The 17,829-nt window shown below is 44.1% G+C and carries 13 protein-coding genes and 3 tRNA genes; 12 read left to right on the top strand and 4 right to left on the bottom strand.

From position 1 onward, the window contains the following. Positions 1-207: 207 nt before the first annotated feature. Positions 208-1,164, bottom strand: coding sequence for an RluA family pseudouridine synthase (locus WAK81_RS01735; protein WP_004278531.1), 957 nt, complete (start codon positions 1,162-1,164; stop codon positions 208-210). Between the two features lie 765 nt (positions 1,165-1,929). Here WAK81_RS01735 and WAK81_RS01730 point away from each other — a divergent pair. The 5 genes from WAK81_RS01730 (at position 1,930) to WAK81_RS01710 (ending at position 7,930) form a co-directional block, all read left to right on the top strand. Beyond that, positions 1,930-5,397 (top strand): Rne/Rng family ribonuclease, encoded by a 3,468-nt coding sequence (locus WAK81_RS01730; protein WP_422195431.1) that lies wholly within the window; start codon positions 1,930-1,932, stop codon positions 5,395-5,397. 182 nt (positions 5,398-5,579) lie between these two features. Then, complete coding sequence (locus tag WAK81_RS01725) at positions 5,580-7,412, top strand: long-chain-acyl-CoA synthetase (RefSeq protein WP_422195432.1); 1,833 nt, start codon at positions 5,580-5,582, stop codon at positions 7,410-7,412. A gap of 195 nt (positions 7,413-7,607) precedes the next feature. Next, a tRNA-Lys gene (locus WAK81_RS01720) sits at positions 7,608-7,683 on the top strand. 20 nt (positions 7,684-7,703) lie between these two features. Further along, positions 7,704-7,779 (top strand) — tRNA-Lys (locus tag WAK81_RS01715). 75 nt (positions 7,780-7,854) lie between these two features. Further along, positions 7,855-7,930 (top strand) — tRNA-Lys (locus WAK81_RS01710). 182 nt (positions 7,931-8,112) lie between these two features. Here the strand turns inward: WAK81_RS01710 and WAK81_RS01705 are convergent. Further along, on the bottom strand, positions 8,113-8,802 hold the full coding sequence (locus WAK81_RS01705) for a hypothetical protein (protein ID WP_422195430.1): 690 nt from the start codon (positions 8,800-8,802) through the stop codon (positions 8,113-8,115). 244 nt (positions 8,803-9,046) lie between these two features. On the opposite strand from WAK81_RS01705, the gene WAK81_RS01700 reads away from it, so the two are divergent. Continuing rightward, positions 9,047-9,322, top strand: a complete 276-nt coding sequence (locus WAK81_RS01700) for a PspC domain-containing protein (RefSeq protein WP_422195429.1) — start codon at positions 9,047-9,049, stop codon at positions 9,320-9,322. 404 nt (positions 9,323-9,726) lie between these two features. Then, the gene (locus WAK81_RS01695) at positions 9,727-10,107 is read left to right on the top strand and encodes a hypothetical protein (RefSeq protein ID WP_422195428.1); all 381 of its coding nucleotides are present in this window, start codon (positions 9,727-9,729) and stop codon (positions 10,105-10,107) included. A 37-nt stretch (positions 10,108-10,144) separates the two neighbouring features. On the opposite strand, the gene WAK81_RS01690 is transcribed toward WAK81_RS01695, so the two are convergent. Then, complete coding sequence (locus WAK81_RS01690; protein ID WP_422195427.1) at positions 10,145-11,254, bottom strand: HPP family protein; 1,110 nt, start codon at positions 11,252-11,254, stop codon at positions 10,145-10,147. 255 nt (positions 11,255-11,509) lie between these two features. Further along, positions 11,510-12,307: a transglutaminase-like domain-containing protein gene (locus tag WAK81_RS01685; protein ID WP_422195426.1), complete on the bottom strand. Its 798-nt coding sequence runs from the start codon at positions 12,305-12,307 to the stop codon at positions 11,510-11,512. A 313-nt stretch (positions 12,308-12,620) separates the two neighbouring features. Between WAK81_RS01685 and glyQ the strand changes: the two genes are divergently transcribed. From glyQ to WAK81_RS01660, 5 genes are all read left to right on the top strand, one after another. Beyond that, positions 12,621-13,604, top strand: coding sequence for a glycine--tRNA ligase subunit alpha (gene glyQ / locus WAK81_RS01680; protein WP_004278542.1), 984 nt, complete (start codon positions 12,621-12,623; stop codon positions 13,602-13,604). Then, entirely contained in the window at positions 13,604-15,673 is a 2,070-nt protein-coding gene (gene glyS, locus WAK81_RS01675; protein WP_422195425.1) for a glycine--tRNA ligase subunit beta, read from the top strand. Before glyQ ends, glyS begins: the two co-directional genes overlap by 1 nt. 68 nt (positions 15,674-15,741) lie before the next feature. Beyond that, complete coding sequence (locus WAK81_RS01670; protein WP_422195424.1) at positions 15,742-16,704, top strand: hypothetical protein; 963 nt, start codon at positions 15,742-15,744, stop codon at positions 16,702-16,704. A gap of 69 nt (positions 16,705-16,773) precedes the next feature. Then, positions 16,774-17,163: a hypothetical protein gene (locus WAK81_RS01665; protein ID WP_422195423.1), complete on the top strand. Its 390-nt coding sequence runs from the start codon at positions 16,774-16,776 to the stop codon at positions 17,161-17,163. Between the two features lie 229 nt (positions 17,164-17,392). After that, the coding region (locus tag WAK81_RS01660; protein ID WP_422195422.1) for a hypothetical protein at positions 17,393-17,829 on the top strand (437 nt) is incomplete at its 3' end.

The raw sequence follows: 17,829 nt of genomic DNA, 5'->3' as shown, positions 1-17,829 counted from the left end.
GTTCATATTGAGTTTTACAAGGCCGTTATAGCGTTTGACAAGACGCTGATCCAGACCAGAGATGTTAAATTGAAGAGCATGCTCTTCAATTTAACGCAAAGCTCGGAAATTGTGTAGATACCTATGCTTTAAGAAAGAGGGGAATTCCCTCCTTTTTCAAAGGAGGGTTAGGGTGGATTGAATTTATTAAAAGAAAAAAATAAGTCCTTACTGAGCAGCCGGCTTATCCGCCTTCTGCGCTCTTAACTGTGCCACCAGACTCTGCATATCTTCCGGCAATGGCGCTTCAATCGCTGGATATCCCGGAATGTCCAGACGCATGGCATGCAGACACAAACGGCGTGGTTTTGGCCCACGATATTCCGTTTCATGCCCATACTTTTCATCGCCTACTAGCGGATGACCAATACTCAAACCATGTACGCGAATCTGATGGGTACGACCAGAAAGCGGAGATGCATAAACCAGCGTGGCATGCATAAAACGTTCTTGCACGTTCCACTGGGTTTTAGACTCTTTTCCTTCTTTAGGCGACACACAGACACGACGTTCGCCATTGGCCAGCTCATAACGATGTAAAGGCGCATCAATCAGCTGTTTATCTAGACTGACCTGCCCTTTTACCACAGCAGCATAGGTTTTTTTGATTTTATGTTCACGCAACATATCTTGTAATGTTTTCAGCACGCTACGCTTTTTGGAAATCATCACCAGACCGGAAGTATCACGGTCAATACGGTGAATCAATTCCAGATACTTTTTACCGGTCGCTGCACGTAAGCCTTCAATCAGGCCATAGGCCACACCGCTACCGCCATGTACGGCAATTCCCGATGGTTTGTTGACGACCATCAGACCTTCATCTTCATAAATCACACGGGCCAATAAGCCTTGTGCCACTTTGTCGGAAACAGGTGCAGCAGATTCATCTTTTTGTTCATAGCGAATCGGCGCAACGCGAATCTGGTCACCGATTGCGAGTTTGGTTTCTGCTTTAATGCGTTTTTTATTGACGCGAACCTGGCCTTCACGAATCAGACGATAGATACGGCTTTTTGGCACACCTTTCAGACGACTAAACAGGAAATTATCGATGCGTTGTCCATCTTGATGTTCATCCACTTCAAACCAAGTGACGTTTTGCCATTGTTGCGTAGAATTCATACAGTTACTATGACCCAAAAAATACTAAAATTGATTAAAAACTGATCACTTAGGTTATGCTTTACACAAGAAACATAAGCTTAGCCCATAGGCAGATGATGCAAGGTTTGATATAGTCAGCGCATGGAAACCATCGTTTGTGAGTAAAAGTTGAATCATTTCAGATTTTTCTGAACTTGATTGTTCAATTAAAGACTCACATGATACGGGAAGGTCCCCAAAGAATTATGCCACGCCGAAGGCTTATTATATCGGCAAACAAAGCAAACTGTTGCGTTTAATTGTACCTCAGGTACATAAATCAGTTTGTCTTAAAAAATATGTCGCCAACTTTGTTGGTTTTTAAACGTAAACTGATACACATCAGATTAGTCGCAACCTGAAGACGACTTCAGGCTACAGCGTTGATGCATTGGATCTGCACAGTTTGTAAAGATACGACGACAATTCCGTATCAAGACACTTTCTATAAGAAGGGATGATCTTCGAGCAATGTGACAGTGAAAGTTACACACATCCAATGCACCGCTCGTCCGCCAGTGAAGCGTTCAGGTGACTTTAATCCGTTTAAAGATTGAAGCCGTATTGCCATCATCAATACGTGAATCAAAAACCGAAGCCCATCTATATTCAATAGAGCTCGGTCATAAAAGACTCAAACCACAATGAAATTCATTGCAGATTTGAGCCATTGATCCGTGATGTGTGATGTTCGCTACGTGTATAGCGATTTTTTGCTGTGTATCACTATAAGGTGTTACACCCATGAAACGTATGTTGATTAATGCAACACATGCCGAAGAGATTCGCGTTGCACTTGTCACTGGTCAGCGTCTTTACGATTTTGATTTAGAAAATCGTACCCGTGAACAAAAAAAATCTAATATCTATAAAGGTCACGTGACTCGCGTTGAACCTTCTCTAGAAGCTGTGTTCGTTGAATACGGTGCAGGTCGTCAAGGCTTCCTGTCAATGCGTGAAATCGCAAACTCATACTACAAGGCCGATCCGCGCCAGACTTCAAATATCCGTGAACTGATTACTGAAGGCACTGAGCTTCTGGTTCAGGTGGAAAAAGAAGAACGTGGCAACAAAGGCGCTGCCCTTTCTACCTTTATTTCACTGGCTGGCCGTTACCTGGTTCTAATGCCAAATAACCCGAAAGGTGGCGGTATCAGCCGTCAGATTTCTGGTTCAGTACGTGAAGAACTGAAAGAAATGCTGGCAACACTGAACGTGCCACGTGGTATGAGCGTGATTGTGCGTACTGCCGGTATCGGTCGTTCACAAGAAGAACTGCAACTCGACTTACAACACTTGCTCGACCTTTGGGCACAAATCCAGAGCACGGCAAGTTCAGGTCCATCGCCAATGTTGGTACATCAGGAAGCGGGCGTGGTGACACGTGCCATTCGTGACTACCTGCGTGATGATGTTGCTGAAATCCTGATTGACTCAGAACAAGCCTATAACGAAGCCTATAATTTCGTAAAAGCGGTAATGCCACGTCAGTTAGAAAAACTGAAAACCTATACCTTAAATGAACCTTTATTCGCGCATTTCGCGATTGAAAGTCAAATTCAAACCGCTTATGAACGTGAAGTAAAATTGCCTTCTGGCGGTTCGATCGTGATCGATCAAACTGAAGCTTTAGTATCAATTGACATTAACTCAGCAAAATCAACTCGCGGTAGCGACGTTGAAGACACCGCATTAAACACCAATATTGAAGCGGCAGAAGAAATCGCGCGTCAATTGCGTTTACGTGATATCGGTGGCCTGGTGGTGATCGATTTCATTGACATGACCAAAGACCGCAACCAGCGTATGGTGGAAGCGAAGCTACGTGAAGCGACGCAAAGTGACCGTGCCCGTATTCAGTTCGGTCAATTGTCACGTTTTGGTTTGATGGAAATGAGCCGTCAACGTCTGCGTCCTTCTCTTGAAGAAGCGACTGGCTATGTTTGCCCACGTTGTCATGGTACCGGCATGGTTCGTGATCTTCGTTCTTTATCACTTTCGATTATGCGTAAAGTGGAAGAGATTGCCCTGCGCGAACGTCATGGTGAAGTTCAAGTCGAAGTTCCAGTGGAAATTGCTGCCTTCTTATTAAATGAAAAACGCCACACCTTGGTGTATTTAGAACAGACTTCAAATGTACGTGTGACTGTGTTGCCTCACCCGCATCTAGAAACACCGCATTATGAAATTACTTATAATGCCGAAGGCTTTGCACCAACCAGCTATGAACGTACTGAAGCAACACGTTCAAGTGAAAAAGAGTTGGGCTATGAGTCATCTGAATGGCATTTAGAAGAAGAACAACATACGCATGCTGCTGCACCAGCGCCTGCTCAACAGCAAAACAACGGCAGAAACAATAAACGCCGTAACCAGCAAAACCAAAATGCACAGCAAGCACCTGTTGCGCAACAAGCCCCTGCCCAAGCACAAGTTGCTGCTCCTGCATCTAGCCCATGCGCATGGTTAGAAAACCTGTTTGTTCAAAAACAGGCAGCGACTGTTGATCAATCGCGTACTGCCAACAATGCAGCTGCAGCGATTGAACAAATGATCAATGGCGGTGCGGTGAGCCGTGGTCAGTTCGGTCAATTGTCTGCACCGGTGGCACAACCTGCTCCACAGCAAGTGTCTCAACCGGTTGCTCCGGCAAGCAGCAATGCTTACCTGGCACCATCGACTGTAGCGCAAAAACAGGAACGTGATGCTGAAAAACCGGCAGAGCGTGATGAAAGAGCGCCGCGTCATAACAACAAAAAACCACGCAATCCGAAGCACAAAGAACCGCGTGAGCAGGTTCAGTCTGAAGTTTCCGCTCCTCAGCAACATCAGGTGCATGAAGAAGTGGCTCAGGTATCTCGTCAAGAGCAACGTCATGAAGCACGTGAAAACAAGCGTAATTCTCGCCGTCAGCATCACAACGAGCCATCTCAGCAAAATGATGTTCAAAACAATGAACAACAGCCACAACAGGCAATGCCACGTCGTGACCGCCGCAACCAGCCACGTCAGGAACGTCCAAATCGCCACCGCGATCCAAGCGTGCTGAATGAGCAGGCTCCGCAAGCAGCACCTGCAGTCGTTGAAGCTCCAGCAGTCAATGACAAGCAGCTTCGTGTTGAATTGATTGATGCACCCCGTCAAGACTTGATGCCAACAGCTATGGTCGTGAATATTGACCAGGCGAAAAGCGAAATCGTGGCCTTGAATGACAACGCTACAGTTGTAACGCCAGCGGTTGAAGTTACTGCACCGGCAGATGCGCCAGTTGAAGAGGCTGCGGCTGAAAATGTAGTAGAAGCTGCATTAACAGCACCTGCTGAAGAAGTTGTGCCAGCTGAAGACTCAAGTGCTGAAAAACCACGTGCCAGCAACGATCCGCGTCAGCGTCGTCGTCAGCAGCGTGAAGGACAGCCTCAACAGGCTACAGTTCAGCAGTTGACTCCGTCACAAGTGCCGACTTTGGGTCAGTTCACCATTGGTAGCCTGATTCGCCATGTTTATGGTGAAGACTGCTCCGTGCTGATCGAACAGTTTGGTTTATTACCAACTTTCAACCGTGCTCTAGATAAGTTCACAAAAGAGTACAACGCGAGTCTCGTGGCTGCAGCATCGCCTGCCGCAGAGAAAAAACCGGTCACCCGTGATGTTCAAGTGACCGTAGCCAAGGTTGAAGCAGAGCCTGCTCCAGTTCTGGACCTGACTCCACCAAAACCGGTGTCGGACAAACGTGTCGCAAACGATCCACGTGAGCGTCGCCGTCTGGCTAAACAGGCTGCAGAACAGGCCCTACAACAAGCCAAGCAACAGGCTAAAGTAGAAACAGCTCCGGCAGTTGAAACTGCGCCAGAAGTACCTGTAGCAGCAGAAGCGCAAGCAGAGTCTGCTGAAGCAGCGGCAACTGAAACTCCAGTAGCTATTGAAGAAACCGTAAATGCTCAACCAGCTGAACAAGCGACTGAAACTACGGCGCCAGTAAATGCAGCTCCTGCAGAAGAGACTCCAATCACTGAAGCTCAACCTGAAGATGCTGCGCCAGTTGAAGCAAATGCTGAATCAGAAGCTCCTGTTACAGAAACCCAGAATCAGGCCGAAGTAACGACAGAGGACACTGAAGCCAGCGAAGCTGAAAAAGCGGAGAAACAAGCTGCTCGTCCACGTCGTCCACGTGGTCGTCCACCGAAAAAAGCCAATACTGCAACTGAATCATAATTTGCTCAATTGCAGTCATCTAAAAAAACCTAGTCATTTCGGTGACTAGGTTTTTTTTGCTAGATTTAGTCAGAATAGGTTGATTGCACTAGTGTTTTAACGCTAAAAGATGGATAGCTCATCTACTGTATATAAATTGAACGTATCGGATACGAAAAATAAATAGGATTCTCATGACCCAAATGAAACCACACGATCTTATTGGTATTGCAGATGTCACTGCCAAAATCCCGGCTTTCTTGACCAAAGTGCCCAACTTGCTCACTGGTCTAAGACAGGCATATTTACGTACTCCGAACACACCAGCCGGCCTGGGTCTGGCTTTTGAAAAAGCGACCAAGCATAATCCGGAAGGTATTGCCTTGCGTTTTGAAGAACAAAGCTATAGCTATGCCGCTCTCAATGCCTGGGCCAACCAGATTGCCCATTTCTATCTGTCCTTGGGCGCCAAGAAAGGTGATGTTGTTGCTGTCATGGTCGAGAATCGTCCTGAACTGATTGCCAGTGTGATTGGTCTGGCCAAACTGGGTGTGACGACCGCTTTGGTGAATACCTCTCAAGTAGGCAAGGTACTAACGCATAGTATCAATCTGGTCAAACCGATTGCCCTGATTGTTGGTGAGGAGTGTCGTCATGCAGTTAACGAGATTCGTAATGACCTGAATATTAGCAGTGACCGCTTGCACTGGTTTGCAGATCAGAATACTCAAGCCGATCCGGGTCAGGCGCCTGAAGGCTTTATCAACCTGGCTGAAAAGACCGATCTTTCCCCTAAATTCAATCCATCAACCACCCATTCGGTGCAGGGCAAAGACGGGCTGTTCTATATTTATACCTCGGGCACCACGGGCCTACCTAAAGCGGTGATCTTTACCAATGGCCGCTGGACGCTGGCTTATGGCACCTATGGGCATGTGCTGAATCTCAATAAAGATGATGTGATGTACTGTACCCTGCCGCTTTATCACGCCACAGGCATGGTGGTGTGCTGGTGCGGTGTCATTGCAGGGAGCAGTACCCTGGCCATTCGCCGTAAATTTTCGACCTCCTCTTTCTGGAAGGATGTGCAAAAATTTGATGCCTCTGCGATTGGTTATGTCGGTGAGCTGTGCCGCTATCTGATGGATGCTCCCCCATCTGAACTGGAAAAAGGCCATCGCGTAACCAAAATGATTGGTAACGGGATGCGCCCGAATATCTGGGATAAATTTAAATCCCGTTTTGGCATTCAGGAAGTGCTGGAACTATATGCCTCTAGTGAAGGCAATGTCGGTTTTAGCAATATTTTTAATTTTGACAATACCGTTGGTTTCTCGCCAACACCCTATGCCATTATTGCCTTTGATAAAGATAAAAATGAGCCGGTACGGGATACTAAAGGTCGCTGCAAACGGGTGAAAAAAGGCGAGACTGGTTTACTGATTGGTAAAATTACCCGTCGTTCACCTTTTGATGGTTATACCGACCCGGAAAAAAACAAGTCAGTCATTATGCAGGATGTATTTACCAAAGGTGATGCTTACTTCAATACCGGAGATCTGGTACGCAATATCGGCTTCCGTCATGCCCAGTTTGTCGATCGTCTGGGTGATACTTTCCGCTGGAAAGGTGAAAATGTTTCAACGACTGAAGTGGAAAATATGCTGACCGAGTATGACAAAATCGTTGAAGCGGTGGTATATGGCGTGGAAATTCCCAATACCAATGGTCGTGCCGGTATGGCTGCGATTACCCTGAAACCCGATGTAAAATTGGATGATGCAGATTTAGCAGCCATGGCCGCTTGCTTTAAAAAATGCTTGCCGGCTTATGCGGTACCGGTATTTTTACGCGTACAACAGCAGGTTGAAACTACAGGTACCTTTAAATATCAGAAAAATAAATTGAAAGAGCAAGCATTTGATCCGAGTAAAACCGATGAACGCCTGCTGGTGTTATTGTCAGGTGCAACGGCGTATTCTGAGCTCACCGCAGAGATTTTTGCCAATATCCAGGCCTATCAATATCGCTTCTAAGTACTGAAGTTGCCTATTTTTTGTTTAGATAAAGCATAATTGTTGTATTTATAATCAAACATGGGCAACTTTGTTATTTTTTGCTTGCGCTGAAATGAGATCTTGCTACAATACGCTCCATCAAACAAAGTGGTGCTTTAAGCTATTTAGCTTGACTTGCACTGCACATTCAAACCTGGTTTGAATGATGGTTCAGGGTCGTTAGCTCAGCTGGTAGAGCAGCGGACTTTTAATCCGTTGGTCCCGCGTTCGAATCGCGGACGACCCACCACTTATTTGATATTTCTTGATGGGTCGTTAGCTCAGCTGGTAGAGCAGCGGACTTTTAATCCGTTGGTCCCGCGTTCGAATCGCGGACGACCCACCATCTTCCGAAAGGATCACGTAAAAGTACACCACACTCTTGCGTCATAAAAATGGTCATCATCATTTTTATTCCTCAGGGTCGTTAGCTCAGCTGGTAGAGCAGCGGACTTTTAATCCGTTGGTCCCGCGTTCGAATCGCGGACGACCCACCATTATTTCCTTAGAATGTTTCTCTGATTCCCCTCATTATATTTTAATTAAATTGCGATGTTTTGGTCGTGTATTTCTACGCCTAGATTTTATGCTTACGCGTTCCCACAACTCGCCTTTATTGTCTAATCTAAATAGTATGTGAGTTAAGCTTTCGACCAGATCAGCCGATTTTTATCGAGTATTATTCTTGAATATGAAAGGATGTGTCTTTGACCAGTTCATAGGCTTTTGGAGGTGCCGGATAGCCGCGATCAAATAATTCCCGGTTGGTTCTTTCCTTTTCACTATAGATTTTTTCCAGATTCATGACTAAGTGATTTGAATCTTTAATCTTATAGTAAAAGCTCGCCCCTTCTTTACGATTCACTACTATATCGGTACGCTCGGGATTGATAAACCAGCGGTCTTTACGATAGGTGATATTGTGAGCCGTGCTATTTTTGGTATTATCAATAAATACCTTCCCATACTGTAAAATGCTGCGATGCACAGTACCGTCGGGTAGTAAAGTCAAAATAAATTCTGCCTTACCTTCAGTACAGGGCGCAAAGCGGCCATCACAGTCAATTTCAGTATGATAGCGGCCAATAAACGCTTTAGCATCCTCTGGTACAGTGGGAGGGTTTAAATCAGCTTCTACCGGAAGAGTCGCCTGCCCTGCGACCTGAGTTAAGGATTTTGCACTGACGGTCACTACATCAGCTTTCGTATTGGCAGCGGAAATTTTAACACCCTCTTCTGAGGTCGCCTGACTTTCCTGTTCAGGTTTGACTTGCTGCTGATCACAGGCCTGCAAAATCACCATACTCCCCAGCACCAGGCTACATTTAAAAAAACTGCTTAATGTACAACGTGATACATCCAATTTCATTTTTAATAAACCTAAATAGGAAACATGGCGGGCAAAAAGCACACAGCAAAGCTGATGAACTTTACACAAGAGTTCAATAGAATTTTCACTATGTTAGTAGCTCTTAGATCTGGTTTTAATCTTTATTAACATTACTTAACGATTTTATTTGTAATCAGCACTTTAAAAAGTTTAAGTAAACTTCATTTCTTTAAGTATGGATCTAGTTTTAGGATTCAAACTTATTTTTAATCAGGAGATTTTAATGGCCAATGTTGGTTTATATCGCTCTAACCGCTCAAACATGATTGCAGGTGTGATGGGTGGTATTGCTGAACGTTTTGGTTGGAACGCAAATTTATTACGTCTAATTTTTGTGGTGATTTCAATCATGAGTGCCGCATTTCCGGGTATTTTGGTTTATCTGGTGTTGTGGTTAATCATGCCGAAAAAACAGTACAGAATTGATCATGACAGCGTTCATCAACCTCAGGGCTATCAAAATCCTGTGCGTACAGTGAATCAGGATAAATGCTATTAAGCTGTACAGTCATTTTTAACAAGAGTTCTTGACCAGTTTCATCGCAGAGCTTCCTCTTTCACCCCGGTTAAATGGGATGAAATTTTGATGCCACGGTAATTTCCCCAAGTTATCGTGGCTTTTTTTGCCTATTTTTTATGATGACTGAGCTTTAGCCTTTCTATTTGTCTTTTAGCTTGATTCAAGATCAACTGCATCCTGCGATTGATATAAAAAAATCTGCTTAAATATATTTTTAGCATTCACTTAACGTATTTTTAAGCTGTCGCTGATCATAAAAGCATATGCTCTAAAAATAAAAAAGTATAAATTTCATATAGTCTAAAAATCATAGAAGCGCTAAATCAGTTATGGCTAAGATATTTAAGTGGATATCCCGAACGATCCAGAATTCTCTCTGGAAAATGACATTTAACCTCGCGCTTGCACCTTTGATCATAGCTGTAATTTTATTCCCTTATGCGCTATTTCATGAAGCCAGCTATGGGGTTTTCTCCATTTTCAAGAGCCTGTTTTCAGCGCTTTTTATTAGCTTCTTTATCTGCCTGACTTACTGGGTGATGGTCTTTCCTTTTCTATTAGTGACTCACCTGCTGCCACGCCATTATCAGCTGTTTAATCTCCTCACGATTTTAATGAGCTGCGTACTGGGAACCCTGATTCTGGCTTATATCTCGCATCCTCCAAGCGAAGATTTTAGTTCCCATTTTTTGTTTCTGCTGTGTTTTTCCCTGCCGATGGCACTGTTTTACAGTTTTCTCAGTTGGCAAGCTGACCAGACCTGATCAGGCATGGTCGCTTATATTCCATTTTAATCCGGTTTTAAGCTTTCATTTTAAAATGATTTAGCTCCTGATCGAGTGCAGCAATCATGTCTGCCCGACTGATAATTCCCACCAATTTCTGCTCACTCACCACCGGAATATAGTTGAAGGAACGCTCGACAAAGTACGGCACCAGATCCTGAATCGGCTGTAAAGGCTGTACCGTGATTACCTTGCGGGTCATGATATGTTTGACCTGATGCTCCCAGCTGCTGCGCACATCGGTAGCGCGCTTGAACCATTCCACCACCTGATACATTGCCAGCGTACCGACCAGTTGTTCATCTGCATTAACGACGGGCAGGCTCATCAGGTTCATCTGCTTGAACTTGTCCAGTGCATGCTGGATATCATCATTTTCATGCAGGGTTGCCACATCCTTCGTCATAATATCCTGGCAGCTAAATTCATGCACCGCACGCGCATTGGCGCGGTTTTGTGCCTCCAGAATGATTTTTTGCAGGTCATATTCACTAATATCCAGCAGCTCGGTGCGCTGGTCCAGCACTTCCTGAATATCCTGCGGTTGAATGGTCACTTTCTGGGTCGGCGTCGGATCCTTGGAACGAGCATTTAACTGGGCTTGCTGCGGATAATCCTTGCCAATCATCCGGTTAAAGACAATGGCAATCACCATGAGCAGAATTGAATTGAGCAGCACCGGATAAAATACAAAGGCATAACCCAGTTCATGCACCGGCTGGCCACCCAGCACTGCGGTAATGGCCACGGCGCCACTCGGTGGATGCAGGGAATCTGTGGTCATCATCAGGACAATCGCCAAAGCCACGGCTACACTAAAAGCCTCAGTCGGACTGGCAATCAACAAGGCACAGCTCACGCCAATCACCGCAGCAATGGTATTCCCGACCAGAATATTCCAGGGCTGTGCCAGAGGACTGGCTGGCACTGCAAACAGCAATACCGAGGATGCGCCCATCGGTGCGATATACCAAGCTTCAAAATCGCCCAGAATCCATAAACTCAGCAAGGAGGAAACCACCAAACCCAATAGTGCTCCAACTCCGCAGAGCAGGCGATCTTTGAGTGGAAGAACTTTGAAATTGGGTTTTAAGGTATTGAGCCAGTCGAGATGGGAATGAAACACAGTGCGCCTGATCTGATTATTTATAGATTTTGGGCATTATAGAACCAAGCCAGATGAAAGGCATCTGTGTTTTACATCTTTTCATCATTCGCGAATGCAGGCTTTTTAAAACAATATTTCGCTTAGCTTAACAATACTCAACCAAATTTTTTATAAGGGCTGTGCTATCTCCGCCTACCTCTGAAATGGAAAAAAATCCTTTTCAACCATTTTGCTTAGATATCTTTTAGATCGTTTTTATCACGGCCTACCCATTCATTCAGGTTGAATCAGTGGCTGGATTTTTAACAGCTCGACCTCACCATAATAGGTTGAAAATGCCACATCTCCGGCATCGACTCCAGTGCCGATCCGAATAAGATTTTCGACCGGGGCCAAACGGGTTGGATCAAACTGCACCCATCCACCGTCTAAATAGGCTTCGAAAATGGCATGAAAATCGGGTAGAAACTTTTCAATTTCCACATAACCGACCACCATGCGTGCCGGAATTCCTAGGGCACGACACAGCGCAATGCCTAAATGGGCAAAGTCACGGCATACGCCTGCGCGATGCACCAGTACATCTGTGGCAGTGGTAAATTGGTCGGAACTGCCAGACACATAAAAAATATTGTTATAAATCCACTGTTCAATGGCTTTAACCCGAGTATAACCCGGTGTCATCCAGCCAAATGAGCGTTTTGCCATTTCCAGTAATAAATCCGAATTGCAATAACGGCTGGCCAGCAAATAAGGCAATACTTCATCGGGCAGCTCAGGAATGGCCACTTCTTTCAGACCTTGCTGAAGTTCCAGAGAGAGGCTCGGTTGACGAACCACTGTTGCCGTATAATTCAGCTCAAAAGCGTCACAGGGTTCGACCTGTAGCCGAACATGTCGATTTTGATGCTGGGCATCCTGAAATTTATGCCATGCCACCGGCAGATTAAAGCTGAGTTGTTCTTCGAGAATATTCTGATCAGGATGATGTGCCGCCTGAAGCATAAAAATAAATTCTGTAGGTTGCACGACCTTGTATTTTAAATGGCATTGAATTTGGTAAGTGGTCATGAAGTTCCTTAATTTTTAAGCATTATTATATTGCGTGAATATTAAACTAATTTTAGGGTCGCAATCGTATGAGATCCGTTGAACTTTATGACTCTCCGGTTAACAGCACGCCATACATCTGATTTATTCCTGATTTTCAGATCAGCCTGTATCGACCAGTACAGCTAAAATCACAGTAAGCTTCTAAATGCCGCGTATCCTTTAAGCCTGTTTTATTTTTTTCAAAAAAGCATCCTCACATTAACCCTTTGCCACTCCCCTGCAAAGTCCTTATAATTGAGCACAATTTTTCTCTAATTTTAAGTGGATGACCATGAGTCGCGCCATATCGCATATTGATACCTTCCAAGGCTTAATTCTTGCCTTACAAACTTACTGGGCGGAGCAAGGCTGCGTCATTTTGCAACCTTATGATATGGAAATGGGTGCAGGGACATTCCACACTGCGACTTTCCTTCGTGCACTGGGTCCTGAAACCTGGAATGCCGCTTATGTTCAACCGTCACGCCGCCCGAAAGATGGCCGTTATGGTGAAAACCCGAACCGTCTACAACACTACTATCAATTCCAGGTGGTGCTTAAGCCAAACCCGGACAATATCCAGCAGCTTTACCTCGACTCATTAAAAGCGATCGGTATTGACCCACTGGTACATGATATCCGTTTCGTAGAAGACAACTGGGAATCTCCAACACTGGGCGCTTGGGGCTTAGGTTGGGAAGTTTGGCTGAATGGTATGGAAGTGACGCAGTTCACTTACTTCCAGCAAGTCGGTGGTGTTGAATGCTACCCAGTGACTGGTGAAATCACTTACGGTCTTGAGCGTCTTGCAATGTACTTGCAAGGTGTCGATTCTGTTTACGACTTAGTTTGGACCAAAGGTCAGTTCGGTACGGTAACCTATGGTGATGTGTTCCATCAAAATGAAGTGGAACAATCGACCTATAACTTCGAATATGCCAACGTTGAAAAAATGTTTGAATTGTTCGATTTCTACGAAGCTGAAGCAACGCGTTTGATCGAAGCGAAACTTCCACTGCCTGCATATGAGCAAGTCGTGAAAGCATCACACAGCTTCAACTTATTGGATGCGCGTGGCGCGATTTCTGTGACTGAACGTCAGCGTTACATTCTACGTGTACGTACCTTGGCACGTTCTATTGCGACAAGTTATGTAGCAGCACGTGCGGAACTTGGTTTCCCAATGGCTGAACCAGCATTACGTGATGAAGTGTTAGCACAGTTAAAAGCGCAAGTTGAAGCAGAAGCGAAAGAAGCAAACAAGGAGAGCAAATAATGTCTAAACATACCGTTTTGTTCGAATTGGGTTGTGAAGAACTTCCACCAAAAAGCTTAAAAAAATTACGTGATGCGCTACAAGCTGAAACGGTTAAAGGCTTAAAAGATGCAGGTTTAACGTTTGATGCTATCGAAGCTTATGCAGCACCACGTCGTCTTGCACTTAAAATCGTCAATGTTGATGCTGCGCAAGCCGACACGCAAAAACGTTTTGATGGCCCTGCTGTACAAGCCGCTTATGATGCTGAAGGTAAACCAACCAAAGCGCTTGAAGGCTTTATGCGTGGTCAAGGCATTACTGTGGATCAGGTTTCTACTTTCCAGGCCGGTAAAGTTGAAAAAGTGTGCTACTTAAAAGACGTGAAAGGCCAAAGCCTTGAAGTTTTACTTCCACAAATTTTACAAAATGCCTTGGATAACCTTCCAATTGCAAAACGTATGCGTTCTGCGGCAAGCCGTACTGAATTCGTACGTCCAGTAAAATGGGTTGTGTTGTTGAAAGACAAGGACGTAGTTGATGCAACAATTCAAGATCACAAAGCCGGTAACGTGACTTTTGGTCACCGTTTCCATGCACCTGAAGCGATCACACTTAACCATGCTGACGAATACTTAAGCAAGCTTAAAGCAGCGCACGTTGTGGCTTCATTTGAAGAGCGTCAAGCGATCATCGACCAACAAGTCAAAGCGCTTGCTGATGAAGTAAATGCGATTGCGATTGTCCCTGCGGATCTTCGTGACGAAGTGACTGCATTGGTTGAATGGCCTGTTGCATTACGTGCAAGCTTTGAAGAACGCTTCCTTGCTGTTCCTCAAGAAGCACTGATCACCACGATGCAGGACAACCAAAAGTACTTCTGCTTAGTGAACAGCGACAATAAACTTCAACCGTACTTCATTACTGTGTCAAACATTGAGTCGAAAGACCCGACACAAATTATTGAAGGTAACGAGAAAGTTGTTCGTCCACGTTTGTCAGATGCTGAATTCTTCTTCCTACAAGATCAAAAGCAACCGCTTGCATCGCGTAAAGAGAAGCTTGCAAACATGGTGTTTCAGGCTGAACTTGGCACACTGTGGAACAAGTCTGAACGTATTGCAAAACTGGCTGTGGCTTTAGCTCCAATTACTGGTGCAAAAGCGGAAGATGCTGAAAAAGCGGCACTTCTTGCAAAATGTGACTTAACCTCTGAGCTTGTGGGTGAATTTCCAGAACTTCAAGGCATCGCGGGTACTTACTATGCACGTCTTGAAGGCGAAAATGCTGAAGTGGCAGAATCTTTAGGTGAGCAATACCTGCCTAAATTCGCTGGTGACGTTTTACCAAAAACCAAAACAGGTACTACGATTGCGCTTGCTGATCGTTTAGATACATTGACGGGTATTTTCGGGATCGGTCAAGCACCGACAGGTTCTAAAGACCCGTTCGCACTGCGTCGTTCTGCGATTGGTATCTTGCGTCTAGTAACTGAAAACGAGCTTGATGTGTCGATTGAAGACCTAATCAAACTTGCTTTAGCAGCTTATGGCGATGTATTGAAAGATCACGACAAGACTTTGGCAGATGCAGTTGCATTCCTTGAAGGTCGTTACCGTGCGAAATACGAAGACCAAGGCGTTGCGGTTGATGTGATTCAAGCGGTTCAAGCGTTGTCGCCAAAATCACCACTTGATTTTGACAAACGTGTAAATGCGGTCAATCACTTCCGTGATCTTCCTGAAGCTGCTGCGTTGGCTGCTGCAAACAAGCGTGTTGCCAACATTCTTGCAAAAGAAGCTGCACCTGAAGGTTCAGTGGTTGAAGCAAACCTGGTTGAAGATGCTGAAAAAGCATTATTCGCTGAACTTGCGAAAATTACGCCTGTGGTTGAGCCATTATTTGCTGCAAAAGACTACACGGCTGCCCTTTCTGCACTTGCTGCACTTCGTGCGCCAGTCGATGCATTCTTTGACGGTGTAATGGTCATGGCAGATGATGCTGACCTGAAAGCAAACCGTTTACGTATGCTTGCTCAGTTACGTGACTTGTTTACGAAAGTGGCTGATATTTCGGTGTTACAGCACTAAGTTTTAATTGCTTGAAGTTTAAACAAAACCCCGCTATAAATTAGTGGGGTTTTTTAATGAGAATAAATATGGAAATTTTAGAAGTCTTTCTTATCAATTTATTCATGTTAGGTGAAAACTTCTCCAACCATAATAATCAGCAAATTCGTGATACAACAATCATTGAATGTGAAGGTTTTAAGTTTCAATTTAAGCAGCTTAATATTCAACTAAAGCAGAGTGAATTTATAAATCAAAGTTTAATGACCACTAAAATTACTGTTGAAAATATTGGTTCAGATAAAGTTGAACTACTTTTAAATATCGTTGATAATTTTTGTTCACTACTTTCTTTTGCTCAACAAGCCCCAGTTCGACGTTGTGGCTATAAACTTGGTTCAGAAGAACACTGGACTAATTGTTCAGCATATATTCTTAATCCTTTTGCTCCTATCATTAAAAATGCTGGTAAAGAAATTCGTAATTTTATTGAGCAAGCCTATCCAACCTTTAAAAAATTCAAATCCTCTAGGCAGCTTACAGTAGTATTTGGTTATTTATGTGAAGCCAATCGCTCCACTTTAACATTAGAGTTAGCTCTAATTTCACATTATATTGCGATAGAAAATTTAAAAAATTCTTTTGCAATAGAACAAGGCTATAAATATAAAGATGGCAAGTATAGTCATCCTTTATACCCTCCTCAGGACTATTATTGTAAAAATAAAGAAGAATATTGCTTTGATGAAATGACCGCCAAATATATTCATAAGTTATATAGTAAGTGCGGTTCAACAGAAATGACTAAAAGAATGTTTGTATCCGCCAGATTTAAACGGGCTGAAATATCTCCTTTCTTAAATAAACGGAACAAAATAATTCATGAAGGTATTTTATTACCTTTCGGAGATGAAAATTATATGGAGCAAGCAATAAAAGACTGCAAAAATGTTAGCGATCTATTACGAAAATATTTACTAACCTTATTAAATTATAAAGGAGCATATTATCTCAGCCGAGATCGAATAGGACCTTCTGGACCTATCACTTAATATCTAACTAGCCAATCCAATTCCAATTCCCTATACTCAAACCAACAACACTCAACAAGAAAGAATCATATGAAATTTAAAGCTCTTATTTTGACGGGTCTTGCGAGTATCGCAGTTACAGCTTGTACATCTGCACCAAAAATCCCACAGCTTCAGGTTGGCGTCTTACAGGAAGTCCAAAACCTAGAGGTTGTACCTGCCACCACCAATAACAAGGCAAAACTGACCAAATTCCTCGACAAATGCGTGATTGAATTCACCGGCGATATCGGCAATAACCGTGTCATTGAACAATGGTCATTTAAAGGCATGACCCTGATGGATGCCGGCTCAGCGACTTTCCAGCGCGACGGTACTAGCACTGCACAAAAATTTAACCTGCACGATGCAAGCGTACAAAAGAACTTTGTCAGCTTACGCGAACATTTCGTCAAAGATGCCCTAACACAATGTGACTAAAAAGATCGCCCTGTTTCTAGTCTAAGAATAGGGCTTTTATTTTTCTAAAAATCAATCCAAGGCTTCTCCTGATATCTGCTGCCCGTTCTTTAAAAATTACAATATTCCGGTACAGATCCACCTTAAAGCCCTGCACTCTTCACAGGATATTCATTGTTTTTGACCAATTATCCGTTACACTGAAAAACAAACTCAGACCGCACTTAGACGAATACGAGGTCGATCCATAATGAATATCAAAACCCCCATTATTTTAACGACAGCTTTAATGCTTTCTGTTCCAGCATTCGCACAAACTACGACTCAGTCTGCTAAACCGGTTAAACCTTATGGTGAAAATCCGAACCTGCTGCATGTCTTTGCTTATAAAGCCCAGGAAGGCGTGATTAATACCGCCGAGAAAGTCGGTGAAGCAACGGAAAAAGGCATTGCCAAAATCAAGCCAGGGGTAGACCGTGCCTGGAGTAATACCAAATCTGCAACCTCGGATACACTGCAAAAAGTAGATCAGGGTGCAACTCAGGCAGCCCAGCAAACCGGTCAGAAAATCCAGCAGACCAAAGAAGTCTGGCGTGGCAATTCACAACAAGCGCCTATCGTGCAGCAGCCTTTAAGTCAGTCGAATGCGACGCAAAACCCAAATACACCACAGACTCAACCCCAGTC

This window comes from Acinetobacter sp., assembly GCF_049284435.1.
In the GTDB taxonomy this organism is placed as follows: Bacteria; Pseudomonadota; Gammaproteobacteria; order Pseudomonadales; family Moraxellaceae; genus Acinetobacter.
Note: the sequence above shows the minus strand (reverse complement) of the source record. Positions and strands in the feature narration are given on the sequence as shown.

Excerpts from the sequence above, each read along its gene's own strand:
- WAK81_RS01735 (WP_004278531.1), bottom strand. The coding sequence starts at position 1,164 with ATGAATTCTACGCAACAATGGCAAAACGTCACTTGGTTTGAAGTGGAT.
- WAK81_RS01730 (WP_422195431.1), top strand. The coding sequence starts at position 1,930 with ATGAAACGTATGTTGATTAATGCAACACATGCCGAAGAGATTCGCGTT.
- WAK81_RS01725 (WP_422195432.1), top strand. The coding sequence starts at position 5,580 with ATGAAACCACACGATCTTATTGGTATTGCAGATGTCACTGCCAAAATC.
- WAK81_RS01705 (WP_422195430.1), bottom strand. The coding sequence starts at position 8,802 with ATGAAATTGGATGTATCACGTTGTACATTAAGCAGTTTTTTTAAATGT.
- WAK81_RS01700 (WP_422195429.1), top strand. The coding sequence starts at position 9,047 with ATGGCCAATGTTGGTTTATATCGCTCTAACCGCTCAAACATGATTGCA.
- WAK81_RS01695 (WP_422195428.1), top strand. The coding sequence starts at position 9,727 with ATGACATTTAACCTCGCGCTTGCACCTTTGATCATAGCTGTAATTTTA.
- WAK81_RS01685 (WP_422195426.1), bottom strand. The coding sequence starts at position 12,307 with ATGACCACTTACCAAATTCAATGCCATTTAAAATACAAGGTCGTGCAA.
- glyQ (WP_004278542.1), top strand. The coding sequence starts at position 12,621 with ATGAGTCGCGCCATATCGCATATTGATACCTTCCAAGGCTTAATTCTT.
- glyS (WP_422195425.1), top strand. The coding sequence starts at position 13,604 with ATGTCTAAACATACCGTTTTGTTCGAATTGGGTTGTGAAGAACTTCCA.
- WAK81_RS01670 (WP_422195424.1), top strand. The coding sequence starts at position 15,742 with ATGGAAATTTTAGAAGTCTTTCTTATCAATTTATTCATGTTAGGTGAA.
- WAK81_RS01665 (WP_422195423.1), top strand. The coding sequence starts at position 16,774 with ATGAAATTTAAAGCTCTTATTTTGACGGGTCTTGCGAGTATCGCAGTT.